Origin of the sequence: Chryseobacterium jejuense, from assembly GCF_017877355.1 — a bacterium.
GTDB classification, from domain to species: domain Bacteria; phylum Bacteroidota; class Bacteroidia; order Flavobacteriales; family Weeksellaceae; genus Chryseobacterium; species Chryseobacterium jejuense_A.
In genome coordinates this window covers 37632-52293 of sequence record NZ_JAGIPR010000013.1, presented here as the reverse complement: position 1 = coordinate 52293, position 14662 = coordinate 37632, and the positions used below count along the sequence as shown (strand labels likewise).

The 14662-nt window shown below is 34.6% G+C and carries 16 protein-coding genes; 8 read left to right on the top strand and 8 right to left on the bottom strand.

From position 1 onward, the window contains the following. Nucleotides 1–2: 2 nt before the first annotated feature. Both J2772_RS20655 and J2772_RS20650 read right to left on the bottom strand, forming a co-directional pair. The gene (locus tag J2772_RS20655; protein ID WP_209920033.1) at nucleotides 3–1292 is read right to left on the bottom strand and encodes a lysine N(6)-hydroxylase/L-ornithine N(5)-oxygenase family protein; all 1290 of its coding nucleotides are present in this window, start codon (nucleotides 1290–1292) and stop codon (nucleotides 3–5) included. 26 nt (nucleotides 1293–1318) lie between these two features. Beyond that, a complete protein-coding gene (locus J2772_RS20650) occupies nucleotides 1319–2911 on the bottom strand; it encodes a GNAT family N-acetyltransferase (RefSeq protein WP_209920031.1) in 1593 nt (530 codons plus the stop codon). A 393-nt stretch (nucleotides 2912–3304) separates the two neighbouring features. Between J2772_RS20650 and J2772_RS20645 the strand changes: the two genes are divergently transcribed. The 6 genes from J2772_RS20645 to J2772_RS20620 all read left to right on the top strand — a co-directional run bounded on the left by J2772_RS20645 (nucleotide 3305) and on the right by J2772_RS20620 (nucleotide 6744). After that, on the top strand, nucleotides 3305–3769 hold the full coding sequence (locus J2772_RS20645) for a hypothetical protein (RefSeq protein ID WP_209920029.1): 465 nt from the start codon (nucleotides 3305–3307) through the stop codon (nucleotides 3767–3769). An 88-nt stretch (nucleotides 3770–3857) separates the two neighbouring features. After that, on the top strand, nucleotides 3858–4307 hold the full coding sequence (locus J2772_RS20640; RefSeq protein WP_209920028.1) for a hypothetical protein: 450 nt from the start codon (nucleotides 3858–3860) through the stop codon (nucleotides 4305–4307). Then, nucleotides 4307–4804, top strand: a complete 498-nt coding sequence (locus J2772_RS20635) for a metallophosphoesterase family protein (RefSeq protein ID WP_209920026.1) — start codon at nucleotides 4307–4309, stop codon at nucleotides 4802–4804. Before J2772_RS20640 ends, J2772_RS20635 begins: the two co-directional genes overlap by 1 nt. A 54-nt stretch (nucleotides 4805–4858) precedes the next feature. Then, complete coding sequence (locus J2772_RS20630) at nucleotides 4859–5353, top strand: Smr/MutS family protein (protein WP_209920024.1); 495 nt, start codon at nucleotides 4859–4861, stop codon at nucleotides 5351–5353. Between the two features lie 18 nt (nucleotides 5354–5371). Further along, entirely contained in the window at nucleotides 5372–6088 is a 717-nt protein-coding gene (locus J2772_RS20625) for a DUF3822 family protein (protein WP_209920023.1), read from the top strand. Nucleotides 6089–6171: 83 nt separating this feature from the next. After that, nucleotides 6172–6744, top strand: a complete 573-nt coding sequence (locus J2772_RS20620) for an RsmD family RNA methyltransferase (protein WP_209920022.1) — start codon at nucleotides 6172–6174, stop codon at nucleotides 6742–6744. Here the strand turns inward: J2772_RS20620 and J2772_RS20615 are convergent. Beyond that, on the bottom strand, nucleotides 6741–7088 hold the full coding sequence (locus J2772_RS20615; RefSeq protein ID WP_209920021.1) for a winged helix-turn-helix transcriptional regulator: 348 nt from the start codon (nucleotides 7086–7088) through the stop codon (nucleotides 6741–6743). The two genes, J2772_RS20620 and J2772_RS20615, sit on opposite strands and share 4 nt — an antisense overlap. A 102-nt stretch (nucleotides 7089–7190) precedes the next feature. Between J2772_RS20615 and J2772_RS20610 the strand changes: the two genes are divergently transcribed. Further along, the gene (locus tag J2772_RS20610) at nucleotides 7191–7772 is read left to right on the top strand and encodes a nitroreductase family protein (RefSeq protein ID WP_317194522.1); all 582 of its coding nucleotides are present in this window, start codon (nucleotides 7191–7193) and stop codon (nucleotides 7770–7772) included. A 337-nt stretch (nucleotides 7773–8109) separates the two neighbouring features. Here the strand turns inward: J2772_RS20610 and murI are convergent, their stop codons facing one another. From murI to J2772_RS20585, 5 genes are all read right to left on the bottom strand, one after another. Further along, nucleotides 8110–8940 carry a glutamate racemase gene (murI, locus tag J2772_RS20605; protein WP_209920019.1) on the bottom strand — a complete coding sequence of 277 codons (831 nt, stop codon included), beginning with the start codon at nucleotides 8938–8940 and terminating at the stop codon, nucleotides 8110–8112. Between the two features lie 141 nt (nucleotides 8941–9081). Then, nucleotides 9082–10206, bottom strand: a complete 1125-nt coding sequence (gene hemW / locus J2772_RS20600) for a radical SAM family heme chaperone HemW (protein WP_209920018.1) — start codon at nucleotides 10204–10206, stop codon at nucleotides 9082–9084. A gap of 51 nt (nucleotides 10207–10257) precedes the next feature. Further along, a complete protein-coding gene (locus J2772_RS20595) occupies nucleotides 10258–11208 on the bottom strand; it encodes a type IX secretion system membrane protein PorP/SprF (protein WP_209920017.1) in 951 nt (316 codons plus the stop codon). A 51-nt stretch (nucleotides 11209–11259) separates the two neighbouring features. Further along, nucleotides 11260–12333, bottom strand: coding sequence for an RluA family pseudouridine synthase (locus J2772_RS20590; protein ID WP_209920016.1), 1074 nt, complete (start codon nucleotides 12331–12333; stop codon nucleotides 11260–11262). A 73-nt stretch (nucleotides 12334–12406) separates the two neighbouring features. Beyond that, complete coding sequence (locus J2772_RS20585; protein WP_209920015.1) at nucleotides 12407–13498, bottom strand: PASTA domain-containing protein; 1092 nt, start codon at nucleotides 13496–13498, stop codon at nucleotides 12407–12409. Between the two features lie 156 nt (nucleotides 13499–13654). On the opposite strand from J2772_RS20585, the gene J2772_RS20580 reads away from it, so the two are divergent. Next, the gene (locus tag J2772_RS20580; RefSeq protein WP_209920014.1) at nucleotides 13655–14647 is read left to right on the top strand and encodes a D-alanine--D-alanine ligase; all 993 of its coding nucleotides are present in this window, start codon (nucleotides 13655–13657) and stop codon (nucleotides 14645–14647) included. The last annotated feature ends 15 nt before the right edge of the window (nucleotides 14648–14662 follow it).

Sequence of the window (14662 nt, the reverse complement as noted above, 5' to 3'; positions counted from 1 at the left end):
GTCTATATAGTTTCTAATGCTCCGAAATGTTGGAAAACAATATTTTTTTCCAATGGGTAATATTCGTAACCTAATATTTTATTGATAATGGTTGCATTTCGGTAAGGTCCCATTCCTAAATCTGCGGTGACAATCCCCTGTGAGTCTACACAGCCGTTCTGCATAAATATTTCATTATCATTCACATCAACGGTATAGTTTTCTGAAGATAGTAGTGTTCCATCATTTTGACTCTTGTTCAGGCGGCCCTCAATAGGTTGTAAAAAATGAGGAACTTCATATCTGTAGCCCGTTGCCAAAATAAGATAATCCGTGTTTAATGAAAAAGGTTTTTCTTCTTCAAGATGTCTCATCTTTAGTGTATAATTTTCATCATACTCCATATCTTCCAGCAAACTATTGGTCAGTATTTTTACAGGAAGTGGCTGTTCTTCTTTCATCTGCTGATGATAAAGCTCATCATAAATGGTGCTTATCAGTTCATCATTAATCCCCTTATACAAAATATCCTGCTTGTTGATCACTTCTCTTCTTTTTGATAATGGAAGTCTGTTGAAGTAGGAAATATAATCCATGGAAGTAAATTCATACGTGAATTTTGAATTTTCCATTGGGAAGAATCGGTCAGCAGCTGTTACCCAATTCAGTTTTAAGTCTAAATCCGGTCTGGATGAAAGAAGATCAAAAAATACTTCACCTCCACTTTGCCCGGAACCCAATACAGTAATGGTACTGCCTTTCTTTAAGTATTGTTTTCTGTGTAAATATTCGGAAGAATGGAAAACATGTTCTTTAGAAAAACGCTCTGTTATTTTCGGAACATTAGGAATAGAGCCTACTCCTAAAACAATTTTATCAGTGAGATACACTTTCTTTTCACAATTAATAAGATCTATAACAGAAACTTCGTAGCATTCATGAATTTCACTATAATCTATTTCTGTAACGGTATGACTGAAATTGAGATTTTCAATTTGTGAGGCTACCCATTTACAGTAAAGGTTATACTCCATTCTGGTAACATAAAAGCTTTCCTTAAAACAGAAACGGAAAATTTTACCTTTCTCTCTTAAATAGTTGATATACGTAAAAGGACTTTTAGGATTTACAATCGTTACAAGATCTGCAAGAAAAGGAACCTGAAGCGTTGTCCTATCTATCATTAAACCGCTGTGCCATTCAAATCTTGGTGCTTTATCAAAAAAAATGGTTTTCAGATTATGCTCTTCCAACAGAGCAGCAAGACTTAGATTGAATGGTCCTATTCCTATACCAATGATATCATATTTCATAAATTATCTTTTTCAGTATTCAAGTATTATGTTGTAATGTTTATTTTCAGAACCGAGTTTTTGAAGATGTCTTCAGTCGTTTCATAGAACTTCTCACGGTCAAGGAAAGTCAGATTGGATGTTTTATAAGGAAGAGCCAGCGATCTGTTGAATTCACATCCTACTTTGGTAATCAGATTATGAGTTCCTTTATGAGATGCAGAGGCCTCACCTATCATTCTTGTCAGTTGTGGGAAAGAGAAAAAGTACTCCATACACATGGCCAATGCGTTCATTGAAAAGTTTGGAATTTTTTCCTTTGCAGGAGCGATCAGCATGTGAAAGCCGTAATCTCCCGGATTAAATCGATAATATTTACCCACTTCATCTTTTACGGCCCAGTATAGTTCCAGGGTAAAAATAGGATTGCCATTCAGAAGGCCGATATAAGGATGAGAATAATCTACCCCCATGTGTTTGATATAGGCTTCTTCAAATTCCTGCTGGTCCACATCCATTTCCCAATACTTTTTAGCGTACTCCATATTAGACCACTCATGCAGGAATTCCATATCCGTTTCAGGATTAAAAGCTCTCAGGGTGATTTCCAAAGTCCCATTATTGAAATATCTTTTATGCAGGATTTCCCCATAATCAGGTTTTATCAGTTTTTTGGAATAATGTTTAGGATTAATCAGGAAATTATGTTGTCTGATATACTCTTTCCAGATATCTTCATTCACACTGTAAGTCTGTTTCAGGAAAAGCCTTGCCTCTATAGTTTCATAAATAAAATTCATGGTATCACCATAAACTTCTCTCAAAGAATCAATTTCAGTATCTACAATCTGATAAAGAAGCTCCTCCTCAACAGAACCTAAATATGCCAAATGCCTTAGCACCGGATAAAGGTTGTAATAAACCACATGGGTTCTTATAAAACTTTCAGCCTTTTCAGTTCTGATAGCAGATGCGTCAGAAATATATTCATCAAAACTAACATTTACTTTATCTGCACTTTGATTGATAAATGTATGCTCAATATTGCTGTTATAGATGACTCCTTCTTCAATATACTTTCCTACTGCTGTTTTCAACAATGAATGGGTATATTCCGAAAACCATTGGATAATAGCAGCCTTCTTATCATAATTTGACTCTAATGCAATATTCTTCGAAATAAATTCCAATAGATTTTCATTTTCGTATCCGAAAAACTTAAAAATCGTTCCCGCTTTAAAAGAATTGATACTTTCTACCATTTTATGCCCTTTGTCAAAATACTCATCAAATTCTTCAGAAAAATATTTGATATAGGCCTCTTCCGGATTTTCTACGGTTGTATTTCCACCATAAACAAGAGAAGTAATAAATCGATACGCTTCTTCAGCACTAATCTTCACGACTTCGCCCATTTTCTTTTCTCTATACCCTACCTCTTCGCCTATATGATGAACTCCGGTAGTAGAAAAATGCTTTACAGGAACAATTAAATAAGATTCTTTACCTGTAATATTAATTCGGATGAATTTACTTTCAGAACAACTGTTCATGAACGTTGACAACTCTTCATCAAACTTTGGTATAAGGTCAAAATAATACCAGTTTTTGCTCTCCAATAAGTATAAACCGACACTCATTATTATTTTTGTTTAGATTAAATAAAATTAAGACAAATATATACATATTTCCATCCAAACAAAATAATTATTTAAAATACCGAAAATGAACAATTTAAAATACTGATTTACAACACATTAAAATTAAAAACACAAGCTAATTAATCCACCAAAAAGTGAATACACACATTTTCCCTATCCCCATTTTTAGTAACAAGAATCAATTTTCAACGTTTCAGAAAAAAACTTTTAAGAATTAAACAAAAAATCAGTCAGAAAACAGAAAATCTCTCAATCCGATATTTTATAGAAATTGTAAGCTGCTATGGCCAATTTTATATTAAGTGGAAAACTTTCAGTCTTATATTGAAAAGCTTAATTTTGCCGATATTTAAGTGTAATCATTTTAAAAGTATGAAAAAGTTGATCCCCTTTCTTTTGTTGTTATTCTTCGCAAACGGTTTTATAAAAAGCCAGGACAAAACCTCAGACCCTTTTCTTTTACAGACATGGAAACTGACTAAGCTGGATAATTATGTCTACACTTACGAAAAACAGAATATTTTTAATGCCAAAACTCCTGGTTTAAAGTTCAGTAAAAACGGAAAAATCATTGGAAATTTAAGTAAATCAGCCAATGGTTATGATGCTAAGGAAGATTTTCCTGGAAAAGCTTCAAAGTTGGAACGATATATTGGAAACTGGAAAAAGGTTTCAGATACTACTATTGCCATTGTATTTTCTTCAAATAACAGTATGGACGGGACCTTTGTGATATCAAGGCTTACTGAAAGTGGGCTGAAATTAAGAAAAGTCTTCAGTGCTGACATTGAAAAGAAGCTTGATTCTATACGAAAGACCAAGAATATTTCTTATTAACTCACAATGGGCTTTACAGAAATGATAAAATTCGACCGAAGTCATGTTTATCAAAGCTTCTTTATATTTGCAATCTAAAACATTAAAAATGGCAATAAACAGATTATTCGCTTTCTTTATACTGATGGTGAGCTGTAATTTATATTTTTCACAAGATGTAAGCATTAAGGATGATAAGGTTCTTCTGAATGGAAAACAAATTCTAAAAACAGAAAAGATTAATGTAACGCAATATTCATTCTTCTCGATGAAAGATGACGAAGAAGTATTGATGTACAAATACATGGATAATGAAACGCCAAGATATGTAAGTGACGATTACTTTATCCTGAACTTTTTAACAGAAAAGACCAAGGTAGAGTCTACTGACCTCGCAAAAATTGCCAATTTTATGAATTCTAAAAAAGGAATGGAAAAGCTGGTAAGATGGCTGCTTAAAGAAAGAGTTATCAATCAGGATGGTGAATTAAATTCTGAACGGGTAGCCATATTTAAAGAAAAATACGATGAGAATATTACCCAAAGAACCCTTAGATAATGACAAAAATACTACTTCTCTCCGATTCTCATTCTTATATAGATGACAGAATACTGGAATATGCAGCTCAGGCAGATGAAATCTGGCATTGTGGAGATTTTGGAAGCATGGACGTTATTGAACAACTCGAAAAAATAAAGCCATTAAAAGGCGTTTACGGAAATATAGATAACTCAAAAATACAGTCTGAATTTCCGGAAGTCAATCGTTTTTTCTGTGAAAAGCTTGAAGTTTTAATGATTCATATCGGTGGATATCCCGGAAAATATACTCCATTAACCAAAAAAGAGATCACTGAAAAAGCACCTAAATTATTTATTTCAGGGCACTCTCACATTTTAAAAGCCATGTACGACGAAAAGAATAGTCTTTTACACCTGAATCCGGGTGCTTGTGGAAAACAAGGCTGGCACAAAGTGAGAACAATGATGCGTTTTGTAGTGGATGGTGAAGAGATAAAGGATCTGGAGGTGATTGAATTGGGTTCAAGAGTATAAGGAAGAAACCTTGACAGGTTTTAAAAACCTGTCAAGGTTAAATACAATAAGAAAATGAAAATTGGAGATACAGTTTCTGTAGTGGATGAAGATTTAAGCGGAGTCGTCACTTCCGTAAAGGGGAATATTGTGGTTTTTAAAGATGAATATGGCTTTACCCATCAATATCCTAAAGAAAAACTGGTTCCTAAGAATGCTGATCTTTATGAAAATATCCGTGTAGTAAAAAAAGCAGAGCCTAAAAAGGTCATTTCTAAAAAGCATCAGAAAAATCATTTGGTTTTAGACCTGCATTTTCATAATTTGGTAAAGAATCCCAATGACTATGATAGCTTTGAAAGACTGTTTATCCAAAAGGAAAAACTGATTGAAGTTATTGAGTTTTGCAGAAAGAACAATTTAAAAAGGCTGGAGATTGTCCACGGAATTGGTGATGGAACCTTACAGTGCATGGTTCGGGATGTTTTGGAAAGCCAGGTTGGTATCGATTTTTATAATAAGGAAATACTTCACCATCAATCGGGTGCGGTAATGGTAGAATTTCACTAAATTTGCAGGAATTGAAATATGAACGTACTTAATTTACTTTTTACCAAAGACGGATTGATCTACCAGATTGTGAAAAACAAAAACATTCTGGAGGAAAAGTCTTATTTTGTTACTGAAGAAACACCCGCTAACCTCATTGAGGAAAAGCTGGATGAGGTTCTTATCAAACAGCGTTTTGATGAAATCCAGGTAATTTCCGCTCTGAATCATTTTACATTGATGCCGGAAGGTTTTTCTGACCACGATTCGGGATTTGACCTAATCTCATTCAATGCGCCTGCTGATAGAGAGAAAGAAGAGTTGATGCTATCCATCAATAAAAAATTCAACATTCAGTTTTATTATACTTTTCCAAAGAATTACTACAAGAAAATAAAAGAACTGGCCATACCGGTACATTTTAATTTTTCAGGGGAAAAGTTTTTAAGCTCTATCCACAATAAAAATAATAAAGAGATTCATATCAACCTTTATCACAATCAGTGTGAATTTTTTGCCATTGATAATAAGAAGATCATCCTTTATAACAACCTGGATGTAAATTCTGAAGTTGATTTCCTTTATTTCGTCATGTTCACGTTAAGCAAAATAGGTTTTGGAATCAATGAAACCACCTTTTATGCTTATGGTGAAACGACAGAGAATGAAACGTTTATTTCCGAGCTTCAGAAGTTTGTAAAAAACCTGAAGATCGTTTTTGACAATATTCCTAATAAGAATTTTATACTTAATTAGGTTACAGTCCGCAGGTAAAAGGGAGCAAAACCCAAATATCATCACCTGCCATCTATAATCTATTACATAAACCCTAATACAACATGTTCAGAATAATATCAGGCAAGTGGAAAGCCAAAAAAATTGCCGCTCCCAAAAACTTTGATGTAAGACCAACCACAGATTTTGCGAAAGAAGCCTTATTCAGTATTTTGGAAAATAAATACGATATGCAGTCGATTTCTGTATTGGATCTTTTCGCAGGAATTGGTTCTATTTCATTTGAGTTTGCTTCCAGAGGATGCCAGGATGTAACTTCTGTAGAGATGAATCCAAAGCACACGGCATTCATCAATACTACAGCCTCTGAACTTGATATGGCTCTTCAGATCAATGTACAGAGAGGAGATGTATTCGACTGGCTGAAAAAATTCAGAAACAAAAAGTCTTTCGAAATTGTTTTTTCTGATGCTCCTTTTGAAATGGAAGAGAAAAAATATTACGAATTAATTTCTTTAGTTTTGAATAATAAGTTCCTGAAAGAAAACGGAGTTCTTATCGTAGAGCATCAAAGCCGTATGAAGCTGGAACACCCTAATTTAGTAGACACCAGAAAATACGGAAACGTGAGTTTCAGTTTTTTTGATCCGAATAAAGAAGATAATCAGGAACTTTAGTTCTTGGTTATTTTTTTTGAATTATCAGGAGCAGCAATTCCCCACTGGGTAATGGCTTCCAGAACAGGCAGCAATGTCTTTCCGAAATCTGTTAAAGTATATTCTACCATCAAAGGTGGTTTTTCTGTATATACTTTTCTGTCAATGATATTATCTTCCTCCAACTGTTTGAGCTGAAGACTTAATGTTCTTTCTGTAATGGTAGGTATTACTTTCCTTAACTCATTGTATCGTTTCGCTCCGCCTATAAGGTGATGTAAAATTACAGCTTTCCATTTTCCCCCTATAAATCTCATCGTTACACTTGTACAGCAAGGGTAAGATTTGTTATCTATTATATACATTTTTATACTATCCTTTTTAACCGTTATTGCAAAGTTAATAAACTTAAATTAATTTTGTAACTATAAAAATGATAGTATAAAATTATGAACTTTTTAAACAAAATGAAAACAAGGTATACTGTAAAAAAGTATAACCCACAAGGCAATATTAGCGAAGAACAGATTTCTCAGCTGAAAGATATTCTAAACCTGAGCCCTTCCTCCATCAACAGCCAGCCATGGAATTTTATCTTTATCAATCGTGGTGAAATGAAATCACAATTGGCAGAAGTTTCTTTCATCAATAAGGAAAAAGTAATCGACTGTAGCCATCTGATTATTTTCCAGGTGATTAAAAACCCTGAAGATTTTGAAAAACAAATTGAAGAAAATCTGCCTGAAGGTTCTGTGAACTATTATAGAACCAGAGTAAAACCTAAAGGAGATGCTTTTGTTAAATCCTGGTTGGGACATCAGGTTTATTTATCATTAGGAGTGTTCCTTTCCGCTTGTGCAGACATGGAAATTGACTCCACACCTATGGAAGGAATAGAACCGGAACTCTATGATGAGATTCTGAAAAATGATAAATATGAAACACTTTTCGCAGTTGCAATTGGAGAAAAGCTGGACACAGATGCTAATCAGCCTAAATTCAATCCAAAATCAAGATTGAAAGCTGAAAAAGTAATCCTGGAAGCTTAATTTTAATCACAAATTCCCCAAATTTCTTTCACAAGAAACAGTAACAAGGTATTAATTTTGCTCTCGCTGATTAAGCTGATAATGCAGATTTTCACGCAAATAAACGCAACCACCTGTGCAAATCTGTGAGAAATAAAAATGCTCTGATTATGCAGATTGAGTAATTGAGTAGATGAGACAACAAAATAATCTGCGTAATTTTAAAAATCTGAGAGAAAAATATTTAGAATTTTTGCGCCTTAACGTTTTCCAACATAATGCAATATTGAGATTGCTTCGCTACGCTTGCAATGACGAGATAGAAAAAAGTCTGCTTCTCATGAGGCAGACTTTTTATTTATAATACTTTAAGTTCTAAATCTATGGTTTTACCGAAGAATTTCTTAGAGATCTTTTCAAAATTCTTGGTAATATCCGAAAGATAGAAATGATAATTCGGTTTAGGATTATTTTCATTCAGAAGATTGTATTTATCAAGAATGATCTTCAGATGATTGGCTACAATATTAGGAGAATCAATAACACGAACCCTATTTCCGTAATACTGCTTAATCTCATCAATTAGCAATGGATAATGGGTACAACCCAGAATTAATGTTTCAATATTCTTCAGTTTGCTATTGCTCAGATAATTGTAAATAATAGCATGGGTAATTGGGTGGTTTTTGAACCCTTCTTCAATCGCCGGGACCAATAAAGGTGTAGCTAGTTCATCAACTTTTATCCATTTGTTCTGTTTCCTGATACTCTTTTTATACAATCCCGAATTTACCGTAGCTTTAGTAGCAATAACTCCCACATTATTATGAATCTCATAAGCTACTTTTTCCGCCACAGGATTAATAACATCTATAACAGGGACCTTTCCGGCAACCAGTTGCATTACTTCATTTAAAGCATTTGCTGTAGCCGTATTACAGGCAATTACAATGGCTTTACAATTCTGCTCCAGCAGAAAGTTAGTAATCTTTGTAGAATATTCTATAATCGCTTCTTTTGACTTTTCGCCATAAGGAAGGTGTTTGGTATCTCCAAAATAGATAAGATCTTCATTAGGCAAAAGCCTTTTGATTTCTTTGGCTACAGTAAGACCTCCTACTCCGCTATCAAAAATACCGATAGGCTGGTTAGGGGAAAGATGCGAATAATCTTGTTTCTTAGTTTTCAAATGAACTGAAATTTTATACAAAAATAGTGAATTTATATAGTATATTGTACTAAGTTTTAAGAAGCATCGATGTCAGATACAATATTTAGTTTTATCAACAGAGATGTCATGCTGAGCGAAGTCGAAGCATCTCTTTCTCATTTATACCATAAATAAATCCGAAGCAATTCCATCGGCCATAAACCAATGTTTTTCCGGAATTTTCAAATGTTCATCTTCAATGATCAAAATACCCTCTTCTATTTTCTCTTTGATTTCGTTTTGGAAGTGCTCCAGAAGTCGATTGTCGAATTTTTCTCTTAAACTGTTCAGATCTACTCCCCAAATGGTTCTCAAACCAATCATAATCATTTCATTAAACTGATCTTCCTTAGAAAGAATTTCTTCTTCTTTGGCTAAAAGTTTTGTACTTAGTTTTTTAATATATTGCTGATTATTGGCTACATTCCAGCTTCTTACATCAAACCCGTTATAAGAATGTGCCGAAGGGCCTATTCCTAAATATTCCTGATATTTCCAATAGGATGAATTATGCCTGGAATAAAAACCTGGTTTTGCAAAATTGGACACCTCATAATGTTCAAAACCGTGATCTTTTAAAAAGTCTGACAAATAATAGAACTCTCTGTTCTGTTCTTCTTCTTTCGGACTTTTAACTTTCCCTTTTGAAATCCAGTTATCAAGAGCAGTCTTAGGCTCAACAGTTAAAGCATAGGAGGAAATATGAGGAACTTCCAGAGCAATGGTTTTATGTAAATTCTCTTTCCATATCTCTAGATTAGAGGTTGGTGAACCATAGATTAAATCTATACTTAGATTTTCAAACCCAAAATCCTGAGCACGTTTGATAGATCCTTCTGCTTCTGAAGCTGTATGGGCACGATTCATTAGTTTAAGATCTTCTTCAAAAAAGCTTTGTGTTCCAATTGACAATCGGTTAACAGGTGTTCCTGCCAGTTGCTTTAAGAAATTCTTATCAAGATCATCGGGGTTGGCTTCCAGCGTAATTTCAATATCTTTTTCAAAACTGAAGTGATGTAAAACCTCATCAATTAAAGAATTAATTTCATCTACCGAAAGAATAGAAGGAGTTCCGCCCCCAAAATATAGAGATTTTAAGCTTCGGTTCTGTAACTCACCTTTTCTAAGCTGTATTTCAGATTTCATGGCGCGAAGCATTTCATCCTTAAAATTAAGAGATGTTGAAAAATGAAAATTACAATAACTGCATTTTTGCTTACAGAACGGAATGTGAATATATATCATAAAAAAAGCTCTGAAAAAATTCAGAGCTCAAATTTATTTAAATTAAATTGATTAATATCTATATCCTCGAACATTAATAAAGTTATCGAAATTATAACCTAGTCCGATCATGAAGCTGTTTCCTCCATAGGTTTGAATATCAGACAAACCAAGGTTATAAGTAGCTCCAATCATAAATTTGTTGAATCTTACTTTAACAATTGGAGCAATTTCCAACTGCTGGCTGTCGAATCTGTTCTGAGCAGCTCTATAACTTACCCCCACAGAGAATGCATTAACTTCGTTAGAGAATGTAGCCATAAGGTTATAATCCATTACTCTTGTTGAGTTCGTGTTCAGGTTGATCATCATTGCAGGAGTTAACTTGATATTATCAGCAATATTCCAGTTATATCCTAAGTTTAAGAAAAACTTGATTGGAGAAGGCTCCCATCCATTTACAATAGGTTTATCGTTACCTAATGCAATATCATTTACGGAAACACCCCCGAAAAGGTTTCTATAGGTAGCAGCCAAACCGAAATTGGCATAAGCCATAAAAATATTCTGCTCATTACCTTGTACTAAAGGATCTCCCTGCTCTTCAACGTTGATTTTTGTATAGTCAAAATTTCTGTTGTACAAACTAACACTTGTACCGAATGAGAACTGATCTTTTCTGTCTCCTTCACTACTTAGAGGAATAAAATATGAAGCACCCGCTGTAACACCTCCTGCAGATTCAGCTCCATTGCTGTCTCTGAATACGGTAAGACCGGCACCTACTCTATCGAAAATGTTTGCATTGATTCCCACCGATTGTACATTTGGGGATTCGCTGAATTTTGAAAATTGCTTCTGATAAATGGCATTGAGCTGTACGTAGTCTGTTTTACCGTACTGAGCTGGGTTGAACAGAAAATCACCATCCAAAAGATACTGTTGATAATATGGTAGTGATTCTTGTGCTTTGTATGCATTTGACAAAAGAGCTAAACATACGATAGCATATAGTTTTCTCATAACAAATCTTGATTTCAATTCAACAAATATAAAAAAAATCTCAATATATTTTTAGTTTTCTAAATAATTTCTCCATTTTTTTACGGCATCCGCCATATCTTTGGGCATTGGGCTTTCAAAATATAATTCCTTTTTTGTTGTTGGGTGTATAAATCCGAGGGTGTGTGCATGCAATGCATGTCTTGGAAGAATTTCAAAAACATTTTTAATAAATTGTTTATACTTCGGAAGGTTCACTCCTCTTAAAGGCGTATGTCCTTCATAGCGCTCATCATTGAATAAGGTATGCCCGATATGCTTGAAGTGTGCCCTGATCTGGTGCGTTCTTCCTGTTTCAAGCTTACATTCTACCCATGTCATGTATTTGAACCTCTCTAAAACCTTATAGTGGGTAACGGCATGTTTCCCATGACTTCCATCCTCATAAACAGACATCTGCATTCTGTTTTTAGGGTGTCTACCAATATGTCCTTTAATAGTACCCTCATCTTCCTGAGGATTTCCCCATACAAACGCCCAATATAACCTCTTTGTAGTCCTGTTGAAGAATTGCTTTGCCAGAAAACTCAAAGCATATTCATTCTTAGCAATCACCAATAATCCGGAAGTATCCTTATCAATTCTGTGAACAAGCCCTACTCTGTCAAGATCAGACTTCTCACCATTATTTTCAAAATGATAAGCCAGGGCATTCACTAATGTACCATCCCAATTTCCATGTCCCGGATGAACTACCATTCCAGGTTCTTTATCTACCACTACCAGATCATCATCTTCATAAACGATATTCACAGGAATATTCTGTGGAACAATCACATTTTCCCTTGGAGGGCGGGTTAGTAATATGGAGATCTGATCTCCGGGTTTCACTCGATAATTCTGCTTTACTGCAGTACCATTCACTATAACGTTTCCGGCTCTGCAGGTCTGAGAAATTTTATTCCTTGAAGAATTCTGGCGGTGTATTAAAAGAAACTTATCAATTCTTATTGTCTCCTGTCCGGGATCAACAGTGATATTAAGATGCTCATATAAACCTTTGTTTTCCTCATCAATATCGATATTATCAATACTATTAGAATCCAATAATTCTTCGTCTAAAAAATCTTCGTTATCTTCTGACATTGTATTTATTTTTTTACAGAAAAGGCTTCAACATTTTGCAGTTGAAGCCTATATTTTTACAATTAATCTCTATTTATTCTACGACTACTTTCTTAGCCTTTGGCTTTTGAGCAGGCTGCTGTGTAGAAGTTGATGCTGCTGGTTTTGCAGCGTTTCCTGTAGCTGGAGTACCGGTAGAAGCTTTAGGTTTATCTGTTGTTGTACTTGCAGGTTTAGGAGTTGTTGACTGAGGCTTTGGAGTCTCTGTTTTCGGAGCTTCTGTCTTTGGAGTTTCTCTTCTAGGCGCTGGTGCAGGTACTACCGGAGCATCATAGCTTGGTTCATTATGCACTTCCTCATATCGTACCGGTGGCAGAGAAGTATCAACCTTCATTCTGTAAATCGAATTCAGCTGTTCCACTTTTGCTCTCAGCTCTGCCGGAGTTTTCTTACTTGCCCAAAGGTCAATCTGCATTCCCTGGTCACGAACATCTCCTGAAGCAGGATCCTGATAGTAAATAATATCAGATTCATCCTTACCTCCATCTTCATACTCTACTAATCCTACTTCGAACATACTCTTCGCAATTACCGCTCTTGCTTCTTTTACGGAAAGTCCTACTACATTAGGAATAGAAATATTCCTCATCGGTCCTGATCCTACCACAACATCAATGACTGAGAACCTAGGAAGACGTGCTCCCGGATTTACAGCATTTCCTTTATATAAAATTCTTAAAAGGGCATCTTTTTGGATACTCGGTTCATAAATGGTATCTCCAATTTTAAGACCTACCTGATCCAATCTCTGGAATGCCAGCCCTGAATATTTATTAATTACATCCGGAACAGCAATCTGAGCCCATGTTCTAGGGTTAACTTTAAGACGTACAGTTCTTCCATCCTTTACACGGGAACCCGGTGCAGGATAAATTTGTAAAACCTGAAATGGTCTGTATTTAGGGTCATAATTAGCACTGTCTACTTCATATTCCAAACCTGTATCATCTAATATTTTAACAGCGTCATGTACAGATTTATTAACTACATTGGGAACAGGAATTTCCTGACCGTGATTAGTATGGTACTCTAACCAGCGAAACGTAAGCCATACAAGACCCACGAAAACACCGATTGCCACTACTAAATTCACTAAAACTTTCCAATTGAAAAGTGATTTAAGCATACTTAAAAATACTTTAATTATAACCGCAAATATAGCTAATAATTTTAGAATGGACTTTTTATTTAACACAATTCATTTTTGATTTTAAAATTTCCCGATTTCCCGTATTGCATTGCATAAAATGTTTAAATTTGCCTTAATTGATACTATATGGTTATGAATAAAAAAAGTGTTGCCGTAGTAATGGGAGGCTATTCTGAAGAATATGTTGTATCCTTAAAAAGCGGACAATTGATCTATGATTCCTTAGACAGAAATCTCTATGACGTATATAAAGTAGTAGTCCTTAAAGATGAATGGTACTTTTTAGGAGAAAACGATAAAAAATACCCAATAAACAGAGGAGATTTTTCTGTCACCTTAGATAATGGAGATACATTGAAGTTTGATGCATGCTTCAATATCATTCACGGAACACCTGGTGAAAATGGTATTCTACAGGCTTACTGGGATGCCATAGGTCAAAAATATACAGGTTGTGATTTTTACCAGAGCGCCCTTACTTTCAATAAAAAAGATACGCTTGCCGTATTGTCAAAATATGGAATACCTTCTGCTAAGAGCATTTATTTAAGAAAAGGAGAAAAAATTGATGTGGATAAAATTGTAGAAGAATTGAATCTTCCGGTTTTTGTAAAACCAAATCAATCCGGATCTTCACTGGGGATTTCTAAAGTAAAAGAAAAATCTGAACTTATTGCTGCTACAGAAATTGCGTTCAAAGAAGATCATGAAATCCTTATTGAAAGCTTCCTAAATGGAATGGAAGTTTCTGTAGGGGTTATCGATTTTAAAGGAGAAACCATTGTTTTAGGAATTACAGAAATTGTTCCAACCAATGAGTTCTTCGATTATGAAGCAAAATACGAAGGAGCTTCTGAAGAAATTACCCCTGCAAGAATTGACAAAGAAACGACTCAAAGAGTGGAAGAAATTGCTAAAAGAGCATACAATTCCCTTGGTATGAGTGGTTTTTCACGAAGCGAATATATCTTAATGGATGGTATTCCTTATATGCTTGAAATGAATACCAACCCGGGATTCTCTCCTGCAAGTATTCTTCCTCAACAAGCCAAACATTATGGAATTTCCATTATGGATCTTTGTGGAAATGAAGTTGAAAAAGCTTTAAATAAAAAAAATAGATAATAGATGTTGAAAATT

What these genes read in the sequence shown, in the direction of transcription:
- hemW (WP_209920018.1), bottom strand. Translation starts at nt 10,206, where the DNA reads ATGATATATATTCACATTCCGTTCTGTAAGCAAAAATGCAGTTATTGT.
- J2772_RS20595 (WP_209920017.1), bottom strand. Translation starts at nt 11,208, where the DNA reads ATGAGAAAACTATATGCTATCGTATGTTTAGCTCTTTTGTCAAATGCA.
- J2772_RS20630 (WP_209920024.1), top strand. Translation starts at nt 4,859, where the DNA reads ATGAAAATTGGAGATACAGTTTCTGTAGTGGATGAAGATTTAAGCGGA.
- J2772_RS20615 (WP_209920021.1), bottom strand. Translation starts at nt 7,088, where the DNA reads ATGTATATAATAGATAACAAATCTTACCCTTGCTGTACAAGTGTAACG.
- J2772_RS20610 (WP_317194522.1), top strand. Translation starts at nt 7,191, where the DNA reads ATGAAAACAAGGTATACTGTAAAAAAGTATAACCCACAAGGCAATATT.
- J2772_RS20620 (WP_209920022.1), top strand. Translation starts at nt 6,172, where the DNA reads ATGTTCAGAATAATATCAGGCAAGTGGAAAGCCAAAAAAATTGCCGCT.
- J2772_RS20645 (WP_209920029.1), top strand. Translation starts at nt 3,305, where the DNA reads ATGAAAAAGTTGATCCCCTTTCTTTTGTTGTTATTCTTCGCAAACGGT.
- J2772_RS20635 (WP_209920026.1), top strand. Translation starts at nt 4,307, where the DNA reads ATGACAAAAATACTACTTCTCTCCGATTCTCATTCTTATATAGATGAC.
- J2772_RS20655 (WP_209920033.1), bottom strand. Translation starts at nt 1,292, where the DNA reads ATGAAATATGATATCATTGGTATAGGAATAGGACCATTCAATCTAAGT.
- J2772_RS20580 (WP_209920014.1), top strand. Translation starts at nt 13,655, where the DNA reads ATGAATAAAAAAAGTGTTGCCGTAGTAATGGGAGGCTATTCTGAAGAA.
- J2772_RS20625 (WP_209920023.1), top strand. Translation starts at nt 5,372, where the DNA reads ATGAACGTACTTAATTTACTTTTTACCAAAGACGGATTGATCTACCAG.
- J2772_RS20640 (WP_209920028.1), top strand. Translation starts at nt 3,858, where the DNA reads ATGGCAATAAACAGATTATTCGCTTTCTTTATACTGATGGTGAGCTGT.
- J2772_RS20650 (WP_209920031.1), bottom strand. Translation starts at nt 2,911, where the DNA reads ATGAGTGTCGGTTTATACTTATTGGAGAGCAAAAACTGGTATTATTTT.
- J2772_RS20585 (WP_209920015.1), bottom strand. Translation starts at nt 13,498, where the DNA reads ATGCTTAAATCACTTTTCAATTGGAAAGTTTTAGTGAATTTAGTAGTG.
- J2772_RS20590 (WP_209920016.1), bottom strand. Translation starts at nt 12,333, where the DNA reads ATGTCAGAAGATAACGAAGATTTTTTAGACGAAGAATTATTGGATTCT.